The organism is Paenarthrobacter sp. Z7-10 (assembly GCF_026932795.1).
Taxonomy (GTDB): Bacteria; Actinomycetota; Actinomycetes; order Actinomycetales; family Micrococcaceae; genus Arthrobacter_M.
Genome location: NZ_JADPVH010000003.1, coordinates 95,635 through 117,064, shown reverse-complemented (window position 1 = coordinate 117,064; position 21,430 = coordinate 95,635). Strand labels below are relative to the sequence as shown.

Below are 21,430 nucleotides of genomic sequence, written 5' to 3'. Positions count from 1 at the left end.
CCGCCGCTAGGCTGGCCGGATGGCAACAAAGAGCGCACGCGCACCCCGTCCGGCAGGCTATAAGTGCTCAGAGTGCGGCTGGAACACCGCAAAATGGGTGGGCCGCTGCGGTGAATGCCAGGCATGGGGAACGGTGGAGGAGTCCGGCGCCGCGGTTGCGCGGACGACGGCGGCAACGGCAGTGGCGGTGCCGGCGCCGAGGATCGCGGATGTGGATGCGACGGCGGCAGCCTATCTGCCCACCGGGGTTCCCGAACTGGACCGGGTACTGGGCGGAGGTGTGGTGCCGGGCGCTGTCATCCTGCTGGCCGGAGAACCGGGAGTGGGCAAGTCCACCCTGCTGCTCGACGTTGCCGCGAAGTTTGCCCGCAATGAGGATCGGGTGGAGGTCCGGGACGTGCTCTACCTCACCGGTGAGGAGTCCGCGGCCCAGGTGAAGCTCCGCGCGGACCGGATCGGCGCTGTGGCGGACACTTTGTATCTGAGTGCCGAATCCGATCTGGGGTCCGCACTGGGGCAGGTGGAAAAACTGCATCCCAAGCTCCTGGTGCTGGATTCCGTGCAGACGTTCAGCAGCGCCGTGGTGGACGGCAGTGCCGGTGGGGTTACCCAGGTCCGCGAAGTGGCGGCGTCGCTGATTGCTGCCGCCAAGCGGCTCAATATGACCACACTGCTGGTGGGCCATGTGACCAAAGATGGATCCATCGCCGGGCCGCGGCTGCTGGAGCATCTGGTGGACGTGGTTTGCCAGTTCGACGGCGAGCGGCATTCCCGGCTTCGGCTGCTGCGCGCCGTCAAGAATCGGTATGGCCCCACCGATGAGGTGGGCTGTTTCGACCTCACCGAACACGGAATCGTCGGGTTGGCGGACCCCAGCGGGCTCTTCGTCTCCCGGATTAAGGACCCGGTGTCCGGGACCTGCATAACCGTCACTCTTGAGGGGCGGCGGCCGCTGCTGGCGGAGGTGCAGTCGCTCCTTGCCGGCAGTTCCACCCCTTCGCCCCGTCGTGCCACCAGCGGCTTGGATTCCTCCCGGGTGGCCATGCTGCTGGCAGTCCTGCAGCAGCGCGGCGGCGTGGCACTGCAGGCAGAGGACAGCTATGTAGCCACGGTGGGCGGCGTTAAACTGACGGAACCGGCAATGGACTTGGCGATCGCACTGGCGGTGGCCTCGTCGAAGGCACGCATCGCCATCTCCAACCGGCTGATTGCGTTCGGCGAAGTTGGCCTTGCCGGTGAAGTGCGGGCAGTGCCTGGCATCGCCCAACGCATCCAGGAGGCGCATCGTCTCGGCTTCACGCACGCCATAGTGCCGGCCAGTGCCAAGGGCCCCGGGTCCATTCCAAAGGGCTTCTCGGTCCGGGAAGTTCACCACCTTGGCGAAGCCCTGGAGCTGTTGTTTTCCGGGGCAAAACCGGAGAGCGCGCCGTTCCCGCTTGGGCCTGTCGGCCCCTGAACGTCCGAACGGCGGCGGGGAAGCCCACTATTATTGCCCTAGGTGATCAACGCGGAAACTTCCGCGCGCACAGTGGAAGGGAATGGCAATGGCTCGCAGCCCTGAAGAAGCTCTCAAGGCTACCCTGGCCAGAGTCGCCCCCGGCACGCCGCTGCGTGATGGGCTTGAGCGGATTCTGCGCGGACGCACCGGTGCGCTGATTGTGTTGGGACTGGACCGCACCATTGACCAGATCTGCTCCGGTGGCTTCGAAATAGGCATCGACTTCTCTCCCACCCGGTTGCGTGAATTGGCCAAAATGGATGGCGCAATCGTGTGCGACAAGGAGGCCAGCCGAATTGTCCGCGCCGCCGTGCAGCTGGTGCCGGATCCCTCGATTGAGACTCAGGAATCCGGGACCCGGCACCGCACAGCGGAACGTGTGGCCATCCAGACGGGTGTTCCGGTTATTTCCGTCAGCCAGTCCATGCAGATTATTGCGCTGTATGTCAACGGTCTGCGGCACGTGCTGGAAGGTTCGGAGAAGGTCCTGGCCCGGGCCAATCAGGCGCTTGCCACGCTGGAGCGTTACAGGTCTCGGTTGGACCAGGTCACCAGCTCGCTTTCCGCACTGGAGATCGAGGCGATGGTCACCGTCCGGGACGTCGCCGTCACGCTGCAGCGCCAGGAAATGGTGCGTCGGATTTCCGAGGAAATCGCCCACTACGTGCTGGAGCTGGGCGTGGACGGCCGGCTGCTCTCCCTGCAGCTGGACGAACTGACGGTTGGCCGGGGTCCGGGAAGCGAAATGGTGATCAGGGATTATTCCGCGACCACCACCAGTCCGGCGGACATTGAGGCGGCCGTTGCCGCACTGGCCGACATTGGGCCAACGGAGCTGATCGATCTGAGCCGCATTGCCAACACCGTCGGTCTGACGGCGGGCTCCGATTCGCTTGAGGCCATCATCCAGCCGCGCGGGTACCGGCTGGTTTCCGGCCTGAAGGCCGTGCCGCGTGCCGTCGCCGATCGGCTGGTGGACCACTTTGGCGGACTGCAGAATCTGATGGCGGCCACGATCGGCGAATTGATGGTGGTGGACGGAATCGGTGAACAGCGTGCCCGCAACGTCCGCGAAGGTCTCTCCCGGATCGCTGAGGCCAGCCTGTTGGACCGTTTCCTGTAGCTCACTACCGCGCTACTGGAGCGTGAACGGAACTGAATCACTCAAGTGTTGGCCCAGCTTGGCCTGGTAAACGTAATTTCCGGGCTTGGGGATGGCCGTGACGGATTTGCAGCCCGGAACCGTGCGGTTCCTGGACCAGGGAAATTTAGCGGTTTCGGAGGTCCCGGGAGCAATATTTTTCTGCAGATCCTCGGCACCCTGCTGGCAGTCCTTGGACGAGAAAATGCGATCGCCACCGCTTTTAATAAGGAACTCCATCTGGCTTGTGCCGAGGTTAACCGAGCACGGAGAGTCCGAGCTGTTGGTTACTGTCAAGGTCAGCACAGGGTTTTTCCCGGTCGGGTAAACCGGAGAATCCACCGATGCGCCCACCACCAGCTGGTCCTGGCCGCAGGGCGGCGCCTCTCCCAGCGTGGGGGTCGGGGAAGGGGTATCGTCGGCGCTCGAAGTGGCGGCCGGCGACGACGCGGACGGTTCCGTTGACGCCGCTGCTGCGGCGGTGGAGGCGGGACCTGCGGTGCTTTGCGAAGCGGTCGATGCAGCCGGCACGGCGTCGCCCAACTTTCCGACGAAGTATGCCACGCCAGCAACCAGCGCCAGCAGCACCAGCAAGGCGACAACAGACACCACGGCTCGACGCCGGCGCAACACCCGCGCCGACGGCGAACGCCTCCGCGCCGTGGCGCGTGGACTTGCCGGCCGGCCTTGGGCCGGCCGCTCACGGTCCCTGCCGTCCCCGGGGACGCCCTGCCTAGCCATCACTCCACAGTACGTAATCGATTCTCTCTCCGCTCGCCACCACGCCGCCCCCGGTCCGCCGCAGCTGAGTCCGTCCTCACGCGGTGCATCATGTTCGGCTCCCGGCGCACCGCGGCCAGCGGTCATAAACTAAAGCATCGAAACTTCTCCTGCCTCTGCCCCGCTCCCACCGGGCTGCCCAATACTGCCCGATCGCCGCGCGCTCCATCAACGGCTCACCGATTGGTTCGCCCGGGCCGCCCGTGATTTGCCTTGGCGCCGCCGCGATTGTTCGGCGTGGGGCGTGCTGGTCAGCGAAGTCATGCTTCAGCAGACCCCTGTGACCCGGGTGCTGCCGATATGGCAGGAATGGATGGACCGTTGGCCGACGCCCGCGGCGCTGGCAGCCGAGCCGGCTGGGGAAGCGGTGCGCGCCTGGGGCAGGCTCGGATACCCCCGCAGGGCCCTGCGTCTGTACGCCGCCGCCGCGGCGATTACAGCTGATCATGACGGCGTGGTGCCGGACAGCTTCGATGGTTTGCTCACGCTGCCAGGAGTGGGCACCTACACCGCAGCCGCGGTGGCCGCCTTTGCCTACGGCCGGCGCGCAACCGTGGTGGACACAAACATACGGCGCGTGCAGGCCCGGGTCATCTCAGGGTCGGCGCTGCCAGCGCCGACCCTGAGCGCGGCAGAAATGCGGCTTGCGGCAGCTCTCCTTCCCGAGGAAGGCGCGCAATCGGCAAAATGGAACGCCGCAGTGATGGAGCTGGGCGCACTCGTGTGCACGGCACGGGCTCCCAAATGCGGAAATTGCCCGATCCGCAGCGAGTGCGCCTGGCTGGCCGCCGGCCAGCCGGCGCCGTCGTATGTGGCCAAGGGCCAGCCGTGGGCGGGAACGGACCGGCAGGTACGTGGGGCAGTGATGGGAGTGCTGCGCGCCACCCGGATGCCGATCCAACGCGAGCTCTTCTTCGCACCGGTCCCGGAACTCGGTGACGACGGGCTCGATGGCACAACCTTTTCCGAATCGTTGCGGTCCCAGCTGCGGCGGCTGCACAGCCTGATGGCTCCCGAATCCCAGCTGGAGCGCGCCATTGAGGGATTACTGCAGGACGGTTTGGCTCAAAGCAGGGAAGGGGGCCTGCTGTTACCGGACTGAGTCTTGACGCAGGAGCCCGCGAGATTCAGGCTGGGTGTATGCGCCGAATTGCGGTTGTGCTCCGATTGCGCTGGCTGCTGGCCCCTCTGGCGGTGCTGCTTGCTGTTAGTGGTTGCGACGCTAATCTGTGCCATCCAGCTGGAACATTTCAGGGCGTGATGCTCACCGTTTCCGCCGAGCTGGCGGCACAGACGGAGTCGGTGCACCTGTCTGTCTGCCAAGACGGCCGCTGCACCGATAGGGACTTGGACCTGCATGCGGGCAGCATTTCGGAGTCGGGAACCTGCTCAGAAACGGTTCCAGAGAGCTGCGCCGCGACCGAGATTCCTGATGGCACCCTGGTAGGCCGCCTCCCGTTGCAAAAATTCAGTGACTCCCCGATGGAAATCCGGGTTACGAGGACAGCGGCCAACGGCGGTGAGAAGAGCACCGAGACCACGAAGCTTTCACCGGGACCTGTGACATTTCGCGGACCTACGTGCAGCAGCCTGGAACCGCAGGTCCGGCTGGAACTTAGCTCCAGCGGCCTGAAAGTTATTCCACAGTTATGAATTGCGGACCGAACGACGGCGGGCACCCGCCCCGGGTACCCGCCGTCGTCATTTTCCTCGAACTTTTGACGCCTTGGCGTCAGCAGGATCAGTCGTTCTTAAACGCATCCTTGACGTTTTCGCCCGCCTTTTTGGCATCGGCGCCAGCCTGGTCCTTCATGGCCTGCATGCTCTCGTTGTCCGTTGCATCGCCGGCCTTCTCCTTGGCCTTGCCGCCCAGGTCCTGCGCTTCGTTCTGGATCTTGTCGCCCAATCCCATAATCGGCTCGCTTTCTCTTTCTACGGTGACCCCGGCCTATGCTGCCGGGCCAATCGCGTTCAATTAAACGCAAAGCATGCTTAGTATAAGCAGGTCACGGGCCGGAATGTAAGCTCGGACCGCATCCGTTCAGCGCCGGCCGCTGACGGCCTGGGTTCAGGCCTTCTCTGGCGGCGCCACGTCCGGGAGGGTCCCGCGAATACCGCGCAGAATCCTTTTCAGGCTCATGGTGATCGAAGCCGCTGCCGCGACTTCCTTCTCCGGCGAGCGCAGCCGGTCGTATTCGACCGATATGAAGTCGACGCTGTCTTTCGCCTGCACGAAGATAGCCTCGGCGTCCTCATCGTTCCACTGGCGCACCAGCGCCCCAACTGTGTTCAGTGCGTTCCCCAGTGGTGTGCATAGGTCAGCCGGAACCGGCGTCTCCTCTGGAGTTTCCCAGATGGCATCGGCCAGGACCTCGGTGATGTCCTTGACGTGGAAAGTGATGCGCTCCAGGGCCCGCACGTGGACATAATCGGCACCGATATTGCGGCGGTGGAGGCGGCGTCTCGGATTTGCCTTACGGCTTTGATCCGCATCGCTCACGGCCTCCCGGACCCTGCGTGACGCCTCCGACAACCGGTCGTTGCGAGTCGACCAGTTGGCATGCTCCGGCGGCCACTTCTCGGTGATGGCCACGCCCATGTCTTCCAGTTGCGCGGCCAGGGCGAGACGGCAAAATTCCAGGCTGGTCGCAGCGGCGTTGAAGCGCAGCGGCGGGAAGATGAGCAGATTGACGGCAAGACCAATGCCAACCCCCACCCCCGACTGGACCAGGTAGCCGATCGAAAAGGACTCGGCGTCGGCGCCGCCTAACACCAGCACGAAGAGCGCCGCCGTCGGTATCCAATCCTTGCCGCCACCGATGCGCGGGATGCCGGAGAGGATCATTCCCACCCCGACGACGATGGCAACAGTGACGGGATTGGGTTTGCCGATGCTTACCAACGCGAACGCCAGGCCAATTCCTGCGGCCAGGCCAACCAACGACTGCAGCCCTTGCCGCAGCGAGCTGGACACCGTCGGGTACATGCTGATCAATGCCCCGAACGGGGCATAGTAGGGATACTGTGCGGCGGGGCCGGGAATCAGGGGTGCCACAAACCAGGCGATTCCCGCCGCCAGGGCGGCCTTGCCGGCCAGCTGCAACCTGGTGGGCGCCAATACGGCTCGGGCGGCAGCTGCCGTCCGGGTCAGGACGGACGAGCCAGCTACGGTCTCTGCGGGGCGTGGTGACATCATTCCAGTATGGCAACCATCGAGTTGGTGGTAGAAGTCAGCCCTTCCGCGGTGGCTCCGGAACAAGGTGCTGCTGAAAGAACAATTCGATCCGCGCCCACGCGTCCGCGGCCGCTTCCGGATCCGGCCCGGCTCCCGACACCAGCTTCAGCAGCGGTTGGAGCAGTGCGGGTCCGGACGGAGCGTCGTTAAGGAAGGCGTGGCCCGCCGAGGGATACACTTTCACGTCGTGGGTCACCGACCGGGCGTCCAGCGCCTCTTCCAACCGGGGTACATGCCTGGCCAGCAGGCGGTCCTTAGCGCCGTAGCTGCCGACCACTGGGCAGGCCCCTTCCACGACGTCCGCCACATCCTTGGGGATCATTCCATAATTCACTGAGGCGGCTCCAAAGCCCTTGGCAGCACTGGCGAGCGCAAATCCGCCGCCCATGCAGAAGCCAAGCACACCGACATCCCCCGTGCAGTCCCCCCGGGCCAGCAGTGTCCGGCGGGCAGCCTCAATGTCCGCGAAGGCCCGGCCCTCACCGGCGCGCAGCGTCCGGAACGTTGCCATCAAACACCTGCGCGGACCACCTGCGGAGAACAGATCCGGCATCAGCACCAGGTACCCGGCGCTGGCCATCCGCTGAACCTGCCGCAGCATCACGTCGTCGATCGCAAAAGCCTCATGAATCATGACCACCGCCGGCCATGGACCAGCCCCTTCCGGGACGGCCAAGAAGGCCCGGAGCCCCTGGCTCCGCCCGGGCACCGGCTCGGCGATGGCCACTTCCTGGACTGGCGGATGCAACCGGCCCTGCGGGCCACGGAAACCAGCCGCAGCTTCGACAGCTGTACCCGGTTGGGAGTGCAGTTCGCGCCGGCGCGCTTCCGTCATCACCTCAGGGTTTATCACATACGAAATGCCCATGGACGCGTCCCGCACCACCCCATCCAGCCAGGCTCCGGGTGGCGTGGAGACTCCCCGGCGTTCCATCGCCTGCCGAAGCAAGGCGGCGATTTCGTTGCTGGACGCCCCGTCCGCCCGGCTGACAACGTCCAAAATGGCCAGCTGACGGGCAACGTTGTGCTCTCGTTCCTGATGGGTGTCCATGATGCCTTCTTTCGCACGAAGCGGAGTTGTTGGAGTGGACGCCGGATTGCGCCGGCTCCGGGACTGACTGGGCTCCTAACCCTTCCGGTACTTTTCAATATCGGCGCTGCGCAGCGTCAGCCCATTGCCCGGGGCGTCGGGATCCGGCACCAGTGCTCCACCGGAAGGATCCAGGGTGCCGTCAAAAAACATCCGCTCAATCCGCACGTGATCGTGGAACCATTCCAGGTGCCGAAAATTCTCCGTCCCTGCGGCCACGTGGACGCTCAGATGCGGGGCGCAGTGTCCGGACACCTCCAGTCCGAAGGCTGCGGCTAAGGCGGCGATCCGCAGCCACTGACTGATTCCACCGCAGCGGGAGACGTCCAGCTGCAGACAGTCGACGGCGTTCGCCTGGCACATCTGCCGGAAGTAGAACAGGTCGGTTCCATATTCCCCGGCGGCGACGTCCGCCGATACACCCTCGCGGACCTGGCGCATCCCCTCCAAATGATCGGAGGAGACCGGCTCCTCAAACCATCTCACGCCCACATCGTCCACGCGCTCCATGACCCGAATGGCTTGCTTGGCGGTATAGGCACCATTGGCATCGACGAACAGCTCGGTCTGCGGTCCAATAATGTCCCGCGCCTGCCGCATCCGCTCCACGTCCCGGGCCACGTTGGTTCCCCGGTCCTGCCCAATCTTGATCTTCACCCGCGGAATTCGGTCCTCATGCGCCCATCCGGAGAGCTGAGCCTGCAGCTGCTGCTCAGAATAGCTGGTAAATCCACCACTTCCGTAGACTTGCACCTGCGGGTGTACCGTCCCGATCAGCCGGTGCAGCGCCAACCCCAGCAGCCGGGCCTTCAAATCCCACAGCGCGCAGTCCACAGCGGAAATGGCGTATCCTACAGCGCCAGGACGGTTGGCATTGCGGACCGCCTGCAGCATCGCCACGGCGGATCCGGCAACATCAAATGCCGCCCGACCGCTGAGCACCGGTGCCAGCAGGGAGCGGATCAGGTCCGCACAGCCCGGTGGACCGTACGTCCAACCGAGACCTTCCTTGCCGGCGGAACGGATGCGCACCAGCACCATGGTTGTCGAATCCCAAGCGAAGGTTCCGTCCGCCTCCGGGGCGTCGGTAGGCACCTCGTAGACTTCTACATCGATATCTTCCAGGAGCGGTTCCGCTCCGCCGGCGCCGGACACTAGCCCTCCTTGTGCGGCAGGAATTCCTGCATCTTGGTCTTGACGCCCTCCTTGATGATGCCCCAGGCATCCGGGTCGCCGCTGAGCATGGCCTTGGCGGAGGCCTTAGCCTGGGCGAAGGTGGCGTGCGGCGGGATCGGCGGGACGTCCGGGTCGACATGGAAATCCAGCACGGTGGGACGGTCCGCGGCCAGCGCGGTGGACCAAGCGCCCGCCACCTCATCAGGGGAAGTGACGACCACTCCGTTCAGGCCCAGACTGCGCGCAAAGGCGGCGTAGTCAACGTCCGGCAGGGACTGGGACTCGACGAACTTTGGACTTCCCGCCATCGCCCGCAGCTCCCAGGTGACCTGGTTGAGGTCGTTATTATGGAGCACTGCCACAATCAGGCGCGGGTCCGCCCATTCCTGCCAGTAGCGTTTGATGGTGATCAGTTCCGCCATGCCGTTCATCTGCATGGCTCCATCCCCCACGAAGGCGATGGAGGGACGTTCCGGGCAGCCGAACTTGGCTCCGATCGCGTACGGCACTCCGGGTCCCATCGTCGCCAGGTTCCCGGAGAGCGAGCCCCGCATTTGTCCACGGAACTTAAGCTGCCTGGCGTACCAGTCAGCCGAGGAACCCGAGTCCGCCATCACCATGGCATTTGCCGGCAGCTGGGGTGACAGCTCGTGGAACAGCCGCTGCGGGTTGATGGGGTTCGCCTCCACGAGCGCCTCGTCCTTCATGGTTTCCCACCAGCGGGCCACATTGGTCTGGATTTTCTCCTGCCAGCCGCGGTCCTCCTTGCGCTGGAGCAGCGGGATCAGGGCGCGCAGAGTGGTGGCCGCGTCACCCACAATGTTCAGCTCATAGTTGTAGCGCATGCCAATCATCTTTGCGTCCAGGTCGATCTGGACGGCGCGGGCCTGCCCGGCCTGCGGCATGAATTGGGTATAAGGGAAGCTTGACCCCACGGTGAGCAGAGTGTCGCATTCCATCATCATTTCGTAGCTGGGTCTGCTGCCGAGCAGCCCGATGGACCCTGTCACGAAGGGCAGCTCGTCCGACAGCGAGTCCTTGCCGAGGAGCGCCTTCGCCACGCCGGCACCGAGCAATCCGGCCACCTCCTCCACCTCGGCAGCGGCACCCCTGGCACCGTGCCCAATCAGCATTGCCACCTTCTTGCCGCTGTTGAGCAGGGCTGCGGCATCCCGGACTGCGGCGTCATCCGGGGAGACCGTTGGCCATTGAATACCCACGCTCGAGGGCACCATCTTGAACGCATGCGTCGGAGCGGAATATTCAAGTTCCTGAACGTCCGAGGGGATGATGATCGCAGTCACAGTGCGGTTGGCGGTAGCAATCCGGATGGCCCGGTCCAGCACGTTGGGCAACTGCTCCGGGACAGTGACCATCTGCACATAGTCACTGGCTACGTCCTTGAAGAGGGTGAGCAGGTCAACCTCCTGCTGGTAAGAACCTCCCATCGCGCTCTGGGCGGTCTGTCCCACGATGGCAACGACCGGCACATGGTCCATTTTGGCGTCATATAAGCCATTAAGCAGGTGGATGGCTCCGGGGCCCGACGTCGCCATGCAAACAGCGGTTTTGCCGGTGAACTTAGCGTAGCCCACGGCCTCGAAAGCCGCCATTTCCTCGTGCCTGGCTTGAACAAACTTTGGTTGATTGTCCGCCCGGCCAAAGGCGGCGATAATGCCGTTGATGCCGTCGCCCGGAAAGGCGAAAACATGATCCACGTCCCATTCGCGCAACCGATTCAACAGGTAATCTGCTACCAGTTCCTTTGCCATTTTTCCTCCATCGTCAAATTTTTTCGGGTATTCCGGGCCAGACGCTTCGGTGTCAGCGGGGCCCCGTCGGGGTACGGACGATCAGTTTGTCCGCGGCACGGGCAGTGACAGCCATGATGGTCAGCGCCGGATTGGCACTGCCTTGGGTCGGCAGCACGCTGCCGTCTGTGATCAGCAGGTTGGGCACCGCAAAGGACCGGCAGTCGGAATCGACGACGCCGTGCTGTTCATCCGCAGCCATCCGCGCTCCGCCCACCAGATGCGCGTACCGCTGAATGGTGATGACTTCATCCGCTCCTGCTCCGCGGAGAATGTTCTCCATCGCGGATTGCGCGGCCTTCATCAGTTGGCGGTCGTTGTCGCTTTGCGAATAGCTGAAGTGCGCAACCGGCATGCCGCGCCGGTCCTTTTCATCCGAGAGGGTGACCCGGTTCCCGGCCTGCGGCAGGAATTCGCACAGCGCGCCAAGGCAGGCCCAGTGCACGTAGTCGCTCATGTACGCCCGCAGGTCCTTCCCCCAGTGTCCCTGCGCCGTCACGTGCTCAGCCCAAGTGATCGGCAGCGGTGACACAGTTTGGATCGAAAAGCCCCGTTTGTAGGGTTTGCTCGGGTCCGTTTCGTAAAATTCCTCGGAGCTGACCTCCGGAGGCGGCGCCTTCCACATCCGCACCTCGGAATCGAAGCGCCCACCGGTCTGCGGCGCGCCCTGCACCATGAGGTAGCGGCCCACCTGGTCGAAGTCGTTGCACAACCCGTCCGGAAAGCGCTGTGACACCGAGTTCAACAGCAGCCGCGGCGTTTCAATGCTGTAACCTGCGACGGCGACCATCCGGGCGCGCTGGAATCGTTCCAGTCCGTTGCGGGAATAATGTACGCCGGTTGCCTTGCCGGTGTTTTCGTCGATGCCGATCCTTGTCACCATCGAGTTGGGCCGGACCTCAGCCCCATTGTTCAGGGCATCCGGAATGTGCGTGATCAGGGGGGATGCTTTGGCATTGACCTTGCAGCCCTGCAGGCAGAAGCCCCGGTAGATGCAGTGCGGCCGGTTCCCAAAGCGTCCATTCGTGATGGCCGCCGGCCCCACTTTTGCGGTGATACCGGCCGCCCGGGCACCGCGCAGGAAAAGCTCACCGTTGCCTGACACCGGATGCGGGCGGTGCGGGTAGGAGTGCGGATCCCCCCAGGGCCAGTCTTCGCCCGCTACCGGAAGTTCCCCTTCGATGTCTTCGTAATAAGGCGCGAGGTCCGGATACTCCATCGGCCAGTCCGCGCCAACACCGTCGGCGCTGAGGGTATGGAAGTCGCTGGGGTGGAAACGCGGTGTGTAACCCGCGTAGTGCACCATCGAGCCGCCTACCCCGCGGCCGGAGTTATTGGAACCCAGCGGGACCGGATCAGCTCCCGAGATCACCCGAGGTTCGGTCCAGTACAGGTGGTGCGAGCCGGCCTCATCGCTGACCCAGTCCTTCAGTGGGTCCCAGAACGGGCCGGCGTCCAGGGCCACGGCGCGCCAGCCGGCGCGGGCCAGCCGCTGCAGCAGGGTCGACCCCCCGGCGCCGCAGCCAATAATCACGATGTCCACTTCGTCGTCGTCGTCGAAACGGCGCATATCGTCGCGCAGACCGTGGTTTGTTCCCGGGCCGGCCGGCAGCAGCCATGCGGAGGCATTGCGGTCTCGTACGGAAGCCATTATTTCCCCCCGCCGTTGCCGGAGGTTCCCGGTGACCGCAAGGGATCCTGCTGCGGCCGGGCGTCGGCAACCTCAAAGGGCTCCCGCTTATTGACGCCGATATTCTTGTAGCCGCGGGGGAACGCCGGTCCGGCGAAGCCAATTTCGTCCCAGGCCGCGGGATGGGAATAGAAGGCAGTGCAGGCGTAGCGCGTCCACAGGCTCCAGATGTGCGCGCCCGAGAACTCATGCCACTGGGTGGCGTCGTGAACGTCCTGAAGGAGTGCTTCCTGATCATCCCAGGGAACGACGGCGAAGCTGACGCCGTGCCGGGAGTAGGCATCCTCGTCCAGCGCCGACAGCGAGGAGCGCCAGGCTTCGCCGTCCGTGGCCATCGAGTCGTAGTGCCAGCCGTCGGTCTGGTTTTCGGCCAGCCGCGCGTCCACCATATTGACAATTGGCACCCGGGGGTCCTCGCGCTGGTAGAGCAGCTGGTCGAACAGGGCACGAGCCGCCGCCTCCTCGGTTGGCGAAAAGAACCTCAGGTCCGGCGGTAATCCGAGCCGTGCCATCACAACCGCGGAAGTCGCATCGTCCCAGTGGCCGATCTGCGACGTGGCCACGAACCCGGGAAAACGGCCTCCGCCGGCCTCCGGTTCTAGCGGCAGCGCCGTCACTTTTCCCTCCTCAGAACGGCCGCGAGCAACCCCATGCCACCCACCAGCGTCACCAGCAGCGGTGCCAGCAGCGGCGGGCCCATCTCCATGTTGTAGCGCAGGTTGGAAAATCCGCCGGGCTTTTGCGCGATGCCACGGGCGTGCAGATAGGTGCCCTGCAGACCGTTGGCAACAATTACGGCCGAAGCAAAGGGCAGCGCGGTCTTGGCCATCCGCTTACTGAAGAAGCCGGCCACCCCCGCCGCCGCTCCCAGCGGCCCCAGTGCCACCGGGACATACATCCATTTATTGCCAAAGCTCGCACTATCGTGTTCAAAAAAGATTTCCGCGGCTGTGATCAGCGACCCAATGGCCGTCAAGCCCGCCAGGGATCGTTCGAAGCGGCCCGTTTCAACATTGCGGAGCATCCGGTCAATGCCATGGATGGCAATGTCGGGCGCGGCTGCATTCTTCATGGAGCATTCTTCCTTTCGACGAACCAGGTCCAGAAAACGAACCCGGAAAATTAATAGCGATTGCGCAAGCATTGCATTTGCGCAATTGGGAGACGGATACTCGATGGTGTGACTGATGCAAAAAAAGAAGAATTACATCCTCCCGCAACCGATGGACCACAAGCGGGTAGTGCAGAACTGGTCAGCGATGCTCCGGTGGATCCGGACCAGGTAAACGCCGTTCTGGATGCCGCCAGCGCGCTGCTCGCCGTCGTGGCGCAGTCCGTCGCGGAGGTGGAGGACGTCGTCACCTCTCCGCAGCTGCGCGTCCTGGTGCTCATCGCCGCACGCGGTCCGCAAAATCTAGGTGCCGTCGCCGCGGATTTGGGTGTGCATCCCTCCAACGCCACCCGGCTGTGCGACCGATTAGTCGCCGGCGGCCTGATTGAACGGCGCGAAGATCCGCAGGACAGGCGCTTTTTGAAACTGCTGCTCAGCGAGCAGGGAAGGCGGCTGGTGGACCAGGTCATGTCCCACCGGCGCGAGGCCATAGCTGCCGTAATCGAAAGGCTTCCAGCCGCCACCCGCTCGTCGCTGGCTTCGGCGATGGGCGCCTTTGCTCGGGCTGCCAACGAACCCGGCTCGGATGACGGGCGGTTCGCCCTCCGGGCAGGGGATTGACCCGGTAGGTTTGGCGCGCTCATCGGATCCCCTGCCTCCGGTGGGTGGGCACGCGGAACGCGGCCACGTAGTGGCGCGCCGCCCGCAGTTCGGCCGCTGCAAACACGCCGGCGACGACGGCATCGGCCAGTGCCGCCGACCGTCGTCGTCGATCAAACACCGCGAGCAGCACCATGCTGGCCGAGTGCAAGACGTCCACGACCGAGCCGCAACGGTGCAGCATCGGGGACGCGGGAGCCAGTCCAAGCACCGCCGCCTGCAGCAGGTGCCGCGCGCCCAGGACGCGCACTACCGCGGCGGCACGGGAATCCAACCGCCGGCCGAGCACAATACCCGGTACCTCCTGCGGATATCCCAGCTGACACAGACCATAGCCGGCGCGGAAGGGCTCCAGCACCCTCACCGCCGGACCATCCGTCCCAGCAGCGATGCCCCCAGGCTAAGCGTTCCGGCCGCCACCACGGCTGCCGCGGCACCGACCAGCGGATGATGCTGTGAGGCCCACAATTGGACGCTGTGGCCTTTGGAACGGTTATCAAAGGTTCCATGAGTGCCAAAGTCCCGATCCTGGTCCGCCGGTTCCCACAGATTGACAGGCTGGTCCGGATCCTTGAGCTCGGGCGTCTGCTGGGATGAAAAGCCAGTGCGGGCCAGATACCTGTCCAACAATCCCGGTGCCACCGCGTTGGCGATCAAAGTACCGGCGGTGCTGCTGCCGACCCAGTATTCGCGGCGCTCGGGGTGTGCCGCGGCGTACAGCACACCTTGGGCTGCGACCTCCGGCTGGTAGATCGGTGGCACCGGCTGAGCCTTATGCGAGAGTCGGGACAGCACCCAGCCGAACTGCGGTGTGTTTACGGCCGGCATCTGCACCATGGTGTTCCGGATCGGGCTGCGCTCGTGCAGCAGCTCGCAGCGCAGCGACTCATTGAAACCCTGGATGGCGTGCTTGGCCCCACAGTAGGCCGACTGCAGTGGGATCCCGCGGTAGGCCAGGGCCGAGCCCACCTGCACAATGGTGCCGCGGTTGCGGGGCTTCATCCGGTCCAGGGCGATCATGGTGCCGTACACGTAGCCCAGATAGCTCACTTCGGTGACCCGCTTGAATTCCTCGGGCTTGATCTCCGTGAACGGGGCGAACACCGACGTAAAGGCGACGTTAACCCAGATATCGATGGGACCGAGTTCCTTTTCGACTTCGCTGGCGGCGGCGTCCAGGGCAGCATGGTCCGAGGTATCAACCTCTATGGTTAGTGCGCGTCCACCTGCGGACCGAATTTCCTCAGCCGCACCGGCCAGGCCCTCGTGGCCGCGGGCCAGCAGTGCCACCGACGCCCCGCTGCGGCCAAATCCAATGGCGCTGGCCCGGCCTATCCCGCCACTGGCACCGGTGACAACGACTACCTTGTTCTTGAAGCTGATCATCGTGCTCCTCCTTGCGGTACCGGCCCCGTGCGGTGCCGTCCGTTTTCTGTAGTGGGCGCAGGTCTCAGGAAGGCGCCCGGGATGTTCAGGTGTTCAGACTGTGCAGTGGCGACGGCGGATCGGCCAGTCGGCGTGCCGTTTCCAGCATCGCCGCATGGACGAAAGCCTGCGGGAAATTGCCGCGAAGCTGCCGTTGGTTGATGTCGTACTCCTCCGTGTAGAGTCCCGGCGACCCGCAGGCCGCGCGGTTTCGCTCGAACCAGCGGGCCGCCTCGGTCACCTCCCCGCTTTGATGTAAAACCAGGGCCAGGTTAAAGCCACAGAGCAGGAAGGCCCCCTCCGATTCGTCCAGCGGACGCTCATCGTGGCGGAAGCGATACAGGTAACCATCATGCGTCAGGCTGTCCCGGATGGCCTGCACCGTGGCCACCGAGCGCGGGTCCCCCGACGGCAATGCCCCGCGGATAACGGGCAACAACAAAGCCGAGTCGACCCGCTCATCGTCCGGAGCACGCTGCCAGCGGCCGCTGGGATGCAGGCTGTGCTTGGTGGTGTCGGCAACCAGAGTGTCCGCCAGCGACACCCATCGGGCTCCCTGCACAGCGGGAGCGTGCCCGGCGATGGCACGCAGACCCGCAGCGCAAATCAGCCTCGAATGCGCCCATTTGGCGTTGTGCAGTTCCCAGATTCCGGCGTCAGGTTCCTGCCATCGCTTCCCGATCGCGCCGATGCAGGCTTCCACGGCCTTCCAATGATCAAGATTCAACCGGTCGTGCTTGGCCGCGGCGGCAAAAAGCAGCAGTGCTTCGCCGAAGACATCGAGCTGGAATTGGTCGTTGACCCAATTTCCGGCTTGCCCGGAGCCGCCCGGGTAGCCGGGCAGCGGCGTGCGCCACTCGTCCGGCACCCGGCCGCCGTCGACCGTGTACGCGGGAGTGAGATTCGGACCGTCCGCCAGCAGCCGCTCGGACACAAAGCGGACCGAATCGTCGATCAGCGCATGGTCTCCGCAGGCCGCAACAGCCTGTCCGGCGAAGCACTGATCCCGGATCCAGGCATAGCGGTAATCGTAATTGCGTTTTTCATTGGCACGCTCGGGCAGCCCCATTGTGGAAGCTGCCACCATAGCGCCGCTGGCACCGGTCATTCCGCGCAGGACCGCATAGGACTGGCGGGCGTCGTCGGGGGCAATGGTGTTCTCCAACTGCGGCACGGCGAGCTTCCAGTTGGACTCGGTGGCCGCCCATGCCACATCGGGATTAACCAGGTCTTCGGGCAGCGCCTCGCTGGAAACCTCGAGGATCAGGTCATGCTCCGCACCCTCGTCCAGCTCCAACTGCGCCCGCAGCACCCCCTTTTCCAGTTTGGCGCTCCCGACCCCTGTAAGCCGCAACCACAGAGCTCCGGAGCGCGCTGTCCAGACACCGGCGTCGCAGGACAACGTGGTCATCTTGTGCTTTCCGAAGTTTGCCCGCGCCTCGAGCACAACGCGGACCGAAGCCGAACCCCTGACCGCCTTGATGCGGCGCAGCAGAATGGCACGTGCGGCATCTCCCGGGTAGGCCAGCGCCTCCCGACACTCAATCACGCTGTCGCCGGTGATCCACCGGTTGCGCCAGATCAGAGTGCCGTCCTCGTACAGGCCGCCCCAAACGGAGTGCTCATCAGCGGGAGCTACGGCGAAAACGCCCGGACCTCCCAGCAGTGAGGAGAAAACCGCGTCGTCGTGCCACTGCGGCGCACACATCCACACAACGTCCCCGCGCGGCCCGACCAGCGCACCGCGGGCACCATCGGCCAGCAGCGCATATTCACGCAGGACGTGCGGTGGAAATGTCTCTATGGCACCGGTAAGCATACTGACGAGTTTAGGTGAAACGATTGCGCAAGCGCAATGAATCAGCTGGGAAAATCCTGGCAATCTGGATCAGCCCCGCATTCGACCCGCAGTTGCCTGTCCCAGGTTGCCCCGCTGCTGTGCCGGTCCGCTGCCTACAGCGTGCGGATCATCCGGGTGTTGCCGAGTGTGTTCGGCTTGACGCGGGCCAAATCAAGAAACTCCGCGACACCTTCGTCGTGGGACCGCAGCAGCTCCGAATACACGGCGGGATCAACTGCAGACTGGTCGGCCATCACGGCGAAGCCGTGCCTGCGGAAAAACTCCACCTCGAAGGTAAGGCAGAAGACCCGGCTGACGCCGAGGTTTCGTGCCTCCGCCAGCAGGTGTTCCACCAGCGCGTGACCCAGGCCCTTTCCACGCCATTTTGCATCCGTGGCGAGGGTTCGCACTTCGGCCAGGTCCTCCCACATCACGTGCAGTGCCCCGCAGCCCACCACCTCGCCGGCAGACTCCGCAATCCGAAACTCCTGCAGCCCCTCGTAATAGGCCACGGTCTCCTTCGCCATCAGGATGCGCTCCTCCGCCAGAGGGGCCACCAGCTTCTTGATGGCTGCCACATCGGAGGTTCGGGCCGGTCGGATAAGAAAAGGGAAAGTCACTCCGTCATTATATGGTGCGTTACTTTCGCCCGGGCTAAGGTGCGCCGCTGCCGCTGCTGCTCCGCACTCCACGGACGGAAACGACGACGGCACCCCACCCGGAACGGGTGTGGCGCCATCGTCGAATGATCCGTGGCCGCTTTTCGAAGCCGCGGTCTGCGACCTGCTGGCCCTGCTAGGCTCCGGCGGGCAACGCCTCCGGAACACGCGGCTTAGCGGTTCCAGCGAAGGTGAAGACGGCGTCGTCACCCTCACCTTCGACATCAACGGCCACAATGTCGCCACCCTTGATTTCTCCGAACAGGATCTTCTCGGAGAGCTGGTCCTCTATCTCGCGCTGGATGGTGCGGCGCAGCGGCCTGGCCCCCATGGCGGGATCGTAGCCACGGGTGGCCAGCAGCACCTTGGCCGCGGGCGTGAGGACGATGCCCATGTCCTTGTCCAGCAGCCGCTTCTCCAGCCGGCCAACGAACATGTCCACGATTTCGATGATCTCGTCCTGCGTCAGCTGCGGGAAGACCACCACGTCGTCGACCCGGTTGAGGAACTCCGGACGGAAGTGCTGCTTGAGCTCCTCCGTGACCCGGGCACGCATCCGGTTGTAGCTGGTCTGGGTGTCAGTGCCGGATTGGAAACCGGTGGTGACGCTCTTGGAGATGTCGCGGGTTCCGAGGTTGGTGGTCATGATGATCACCGTATTCTTGAAGTCCACCACGCGGCCCTGGCTGTCCGTCAGCCGGCCATCCTCGAGAATTTGCAGCAGTGAGTTAAACAGGTCCGAGTGGGCCTTTTCCACCTCGTCGAAGAGCACCACGGAGAACGGGCGACGACGGACTTTCTCCGTCAGCTGCCCACCCTCCTCGTAGCCAACGTAGCCGGGAGGGGCGCCGAAGAGCCGGGACACGGTGTGCTTCTCCGAGTACTCGGACATGTCCAAGGTAATCAGGGCGTCCTCTTCGCCGAAGAGGAATTCCGCCAGCGCCTTGGCCAGTTCGGTCTTGCCGACGCCGGTGGGGCCGGCGAAGATGAACGAACCGCCCGGCCGCTTCGGGTCCTTCAAACCGGCACGGGTCCGGCGGATGGCCTGCGACAGGGACTTGATGGCCTCGTTCTGGCCCACCACCCGCTTGTGCAGCTCATCTTCCATGTTCAGCAGCCGCGAGGACTCCTCCTCGGTGAGCTTGAAGACCGGGATGCCGGTGGAATTGGCCAGCACCTCGGCGATGAGTTCCTCGTCCACCTCGGAGACGTCATCCAGACCGCCGGACTTCCACTTGCGCTCCTTCTCCGTGCGCTCGGCAATAAGCTTCTGCTCCTTGTCGCGCAGCGAAGCGGCACCCTCGAAGTCCTGGGCGTCGATGGCGGATTCCTTCTCCCGCTTCACCTCGGCAATGATGCCGTCCATTGCCTTAAGTTCCGGGGGGGCCGTCATCCGGCGGATGCGCAGCCGCGCGCCCGCCTCATCGATCAGGTCGATGGCCTTGTCCGGCAGGAACCTGTCGCTGATGTAGCGCTCCGACAGGTTGGCCGCCGCAGCCAGCGCCCCGTCGGTGATGGAGACGCGGTGGTGGGCCTCATAGCGGTCCCGCAGCCCCTTGAGAATTTCGATCGCGTGCGCCACGTTGGGCTCGGCGACCTGGATGGGCTGGAAACGGCGCTCCAGCGCGGCGTCCTTCTCAATGTGCTTGCGGTACTCATCCAAGGTGGTGGCGCCGATGGTCTGCAGCTCGCCGCGTGCCAGCATGGGCTTGAGGATGGAGGCAGCGTCAATCGCGCCCTCGGCCGCCCCGGCACCAACGAGGGTGTGGATCTCATCGATGAACAGAATGATGTCCCCGCGGGTGCGGATTTCCTTGAGCACCTTCTTCAGGCGCTCCTCGAAGTCACCACGGTAGCGCGATCCAGCCACCAGGGAGCCGAGGTCCAGGGTGTAGAGCTGCTTGTCCTTGATGGTTTCGGGGACGTCGCCGCGGACAATGGCCTGCGCCAGGCCTTCGACGACGGCGGTCTTGCCGACGCCGGGCTCGCCGATCAGCACCGGGTTGTTCTTGGTCCGCCGGGAGAGGACCTGCATGACGCGTTCCATCTCTTTTTCCCGGCCGATCACCGGATCCAGCTTGTTTTCCCGGGCAGCCTGAGTGAGGTTGCGGCCAAACTGATCCAGCACCACCGACCCTGCCGGGGTGCCTTCCTGCGGGCCGCCGCTGGCGACGGGCTCTTTGCCCTGGTAGCCGGAGAGCAGCTGGATGACCTGCTGGCGGACGCGGTTCAGGTCCGCCCCCAACTTGACCAGCACCTGCGCCGCCACGCCCTCGCCCTCGCGGATGAGGCCGAGCAGAATGTGCTCGGTGCCAATGTAGTTATGTCCCAGCTGCAGCGCCTCGCGCAGCGAGAGCTCCAAGACCTTCTTCGCGCGCGGAGTGAAGGGGATGTGCCCACTGGGGGCCTGTTGTCCCTGCCCGATAATCTCCTGGACCTGCTCCCGGACGCCGTCCAGGGAGATGCTCAGCGATTCCAAGGCCTTGGCCGCGACACCTTCGCCCTCATGGATGAGGCCGAGCAGGATGTGCTCAGTGCCGATGTAATTGTGGTTGAGCATGCGGGCCTCTTCTTGGGCCAACACGACAACACGTCGGGCTCGGTCAGTAAATCTCTCAAACATTTCGCCACACTCCTAGCTACTGCGTACTTTGATGCTACGCAGATCCCGATCACCGTGGGGCGATGTTCGCCACAGGGGAAATACGGTAGCCGGCTCTCAGGCTTTGGCCCGGTAGTAAGCTTCCTGGATCTCCGCCTGGATACGCCCGCGTTCGCGCACCTGATAGCCGTTCTCGCGGGCCCAGCTGCGGATCTGCCCGACTTCCTGGCTACGGGACGCCGCTGCCGCCGCCGGCCGGTTCTTCGCAGCCCGCCCGGTAACCCGCCGCGCCTTGGCGACGTACGGACCGAAGGCGTTCCGCAGGGCGGTGGAGTTGCCTTCGGAGAGGTCGATCTCATAATTGACCCCATCGAGGGCGAATCGTATCGTTTCCTCGGCCGGACCTCCGTCGAGGTCGTCTTCCAGAATGATCTTTACTGTTTGTGCCATCGGAGAATCCCTCTTTAGATATTGCTTAGCGGCGAACTGTTTCCAACAAGAGTATGGGGGTCTGTGGCTAAAACGTCAAAGGGTAATCAATCGCCTGTGCAAAACCAGCCGGACAATTACTCCGGCTTTTCTCCGGTTTCCCTTTCGGCGCGCGCCAAAGCCTCGCGCTCGGACCTGTCGGCGTTGAATATCGCCTTCATCACAAAGTAAAAAAGTGCTCCCACCGCAAGGGACGGGACGATAACTGCAACGTATTCCATGT

The 21,430-nt window shown here is 64.3% G+C and carries 20 protein-coding genes; 4 read left to right on the top strand and 16 right to left on the bottom strand.

The window, feature by feature from the left end:
• Nucleotides 1-19 precede the first annotated feature (19 nt).
• Both radA and disA read left to right on the top strand, forming a co-directional pair.
• The gene (gene radA / locus IV498_RS01990) at nt 20-1,456 is read left to right on the top strand and encodes a DNA repair protein RadA (RefSeq protein ID WP_269044880.1); all 1,437 of its coding nucleotides are present in this window, start codon (nt 20-22) and stop codon (nt 1,454-1,456) included.
• An 88-nt stretch (nt 1,457-1,544) separates the two neighbouring features.
• Nucleotides 1,545-2,621, top strand: a complete 1,077-nt coding sequence (disA, locus tag IV498_RS01985) for a DNA integrity scanning diadenylate cyclase DisA (protein ID WP_269044879.1) — start codon at nt 1,545-1,547, stop codon at nt 2,619-2,621.
• Between the two features lie 12 nt (nt 2,622-2,633).
• On the opposite strand, the gene IV498_RS01980 is transcribed toward disA, so the two are convergent.
• Nucleotides 2,634-3,380, bottom strand: a complete 747-nt coding sequence (locus IV498_RS01980; RefSeq protein ID WP_269044878.1) for a hypothetical protein — start codon at nt 3,378-3,380, stop codon at nt 2,634-2,636.
• A 283-nt stretch (nt 3,381-3,663) separates the two neighbouring features.
• Here IV498_RS01980 and IV498_RS01975 point away from each other — a divergent pair, with 283 nt between their 5' ends.
• On the top strand, nt 3,664-4,521 hold the full coding sequence (locus tag IV498_RS01975; protein WP_442951257.1) for an A/G-specific adenine glycosylase: 858 nt from the start codon (nt 3,664-3,666) through the stop codon (nt 4,519-4,521).
• 639 nt (nt 4,522-5,160) lie between these two features.
• On the opposite strand, the gene IV498_RS01970 is transcribed toward IV498_RS01975, so the two are convergent.
• The 8 genes from IV498_RS01970 to IV498_RS01935 all read right to left on the bottom strand — a co-directional run bounded on the left by IV498_RS01970 (nt 5,161) and on the right by IV498_RS01935 (nt 13,493).
• Nucleotides 5,161-5,331 (bottom strand): CsbD family protein, encoded by a 171-nt coding sequence (locus IV498_RS01970; RefSeq protein ID WP_269044877.1) that lies wholly within the window; start codon nt 5,329-5,331, stop codon nt 5,161-5,163.
• 156 nt (nt 5,332-5,487) lie between these two features.
• The gene (locus IV498_RS01965; protein ID WP_269044876.1) at nt 5,488-6,615 is read right to left on the bottom strand and encodes an FUSC family protein; all 1,128 of its coding nucleotides are present in this window, start codon (nt 6,613-6,615) and stop codon (nt 5,488-5,490) included.
• A gap of 34 nt (nt 6,616-6,649) precedes the next feature.
• The gene (locus IV498_RS01960; protein WP_269044875.1) at nt 6,650-7,705 is read right to left on the bottom strand and encodes a dienelactone hydrolase family protein; all 1,056 of its coding nucleotides are present in this window, start codon (nt 7,703-7,705) and stop codon (nt 6,650-6,652) included.
• Nucleotides 7,706-7,780: 75 nt separating this feature from the next.
• A complete protein-coding gene (locus tag IV498_RS01955) occupies nt 7,781-8,899 on the bottom strand; it encodes an enolase C-terminal domain-like protein (protein WP_269044874.1) in 1,119 nt (372 codons plus the stop codon).
• Entirely contained in the window at nt 8,899-10,692 is a 1,794-nt protein-coding gene (locus tag IV498_RS01950; protein WP_269044873.1) for a thiamine pyrophosphate-requiring protein, read from the bottom strand. The genes IV498_RS01955 and IV498_RS01950 overlap by 1 nt, the downstream gene beginning before the upstream one ends.
• A 52-nt stretch (nt 10,693-10,744) precedes the next feature.
• Nucleotides 10,745-12,382 carry a GMC family oxidoreductase gene (locus tag IV498_RS01945; RefSeq protein ID WP_269044872.1) on the bottom strand — a complete coding sequence of 546 codons (1,638 nt, stop codon included), beginning with the start codon at nt 12,380-12,382 and terminating at the stop codon, nt 10,745-10,747.
• Nucleotides 12,382-13,038, bottom strand: coding sequence for a gluconate 2-dehydrogenase subunit 3 family protein (locus IV498_RS01940; RefSeq protein WP_269044871.1), 657 nt, complete (start codon nt 13,036-13,038; stop codon nt 12,382-12,384). The genes IV498_RS01945 and IV498_RS01940 overlap by 1 nt, the downstream gene beginning before the upstream one ends.
• The gene (locus tag IV498_RS01935; protein ID WP_269044870.1) at nt 13,035-13,493 is read right to left on the bottom strand and encodes a hypothetical protein; all 459 of its coding nucleotides are present in this window, start codon (nt 13,491-13,493) and stop codon (nt 13,035-13,037) included. Before IV498_RS01935 ends, IV498_RS01940 begins: the two co-directional genes overlap by 4 nt.
• 108 nt (nt 13,494-13,601) lie before the next feature.
• Here IV498_RS01935 and IV498_RS01930 point away from each other — a divergent pair, with 108 nt between their 5' ends.
• Entirely contained in the window at nt 13,602-14,153 is a 552-nt protein-coding gene (locus IV498_RS01930; protein WP_269044869.1) for a MarR family winged helix-turn-helix transcriptional regulator, read from the top strand.
• Between the two features lie 19 nt (nt 14,154-14,172).
• On the opposite strand, the gene IV498_RS01925 is transcribed toward IV498_RS01930, so the two are convergent.
• The 7 genes from IV498_RS01925 to IV498_RS01895 all read right to left on the bottom strand — a co-directional run bounded on the left by IV498_RS01925 (nt 14,173) and on the right by IV498_RS01895 (nt 21,428).
• The gene (locus IV498_RS01925; RefSeq protein ID WP_269044868.1) at nt 14,173-14,556 is read right to left on the bottom strand and encodes a hypothetical protein; all 384 of its coding nucleotides are present in this window, start codon (nt 14,554-14,556) and stop codon (nt 14,173-14,175) included.
• Complete coding sequence (locus tag IV498_RS01920; RefSeq protein ID WP_269044867.1) at nt 14,553-15,578, bottom strand: SDR family oxidoreductase; 1,026 nt, start codon at nt 15,576-15,578, stop codon at nt 14,553-14,555. Before IV498_RS01920 ends, IV498_RS01925 begins: the two co-directional genes overlap by 4 nt.
• Nucleotides 15,579-15,663: 85 nt before the next feature.
• The gene (locus tag IV498_RS01915; protein ID WP_269044866.1) at nt 15,664-17,436 is read right to left on the bottom strand and encodes a glycoside hydrolase family 15 protein; all 1,773 of its coding nucleotides are present in this window, start codon (nt 17,434-17,436) and stop codon (nt 15,664-15,666) included.
• Nucleotides 17,437-17,570: 134 nt separating this feature from the next.
• Nucleotides 17,571-18,077: an amino-acid N-acetyltransferase gene (locus IV498_RS01910; RefSeq protein WP_269044865.1), complete on the bottom strand. Its 507-nt coding sequence runs from the start codon at nt 18,075-18,077 to the stop codon at nt 17,571-17,573.
• A 175-nt stretch (nt 18,078-18,252) separates the two neighbouring features.
• Complete coding sequence (locus IV498_RS01905; RefSeq protein ID WP_269044864.1) at nt 18,253-20,739, bottom strand: ATP-dependent Clp protease ATP-binding subunit; 2,487 nt, start codon at nt 20,737-20,739, stop codon at nt 18,253-18,255.
• A gap of 96 nt (nt 20,740-20,835) precedes the next feature.
• Nucleotides 20,836-21,168 (bottom strand): histone-like nucleoid-structuring protein Lsr2, encoded by a 333-nt coding sequence (locus tag IV498_RS01900; protein WP_269044863.1) that lies wholly within the window; start codon nt 21,166-21,168, stop codon nt 20,836-20,838.
• Between the two features lie 116 nt (nt 21,169-21,284).
• Nucleotides 21,285-21,428: a hypothetical protein gene (locus IV498_RS01895; protein ID WP_269044862.1), complete on the bottom strand. Its 144-nt coding sequence runs from the start codon at nt 21,426-21,428 to the stop codon at nt 21,285-21,287.
• Nucleotides 21,429-21,430: the final 2 nt, after the last annotated feature.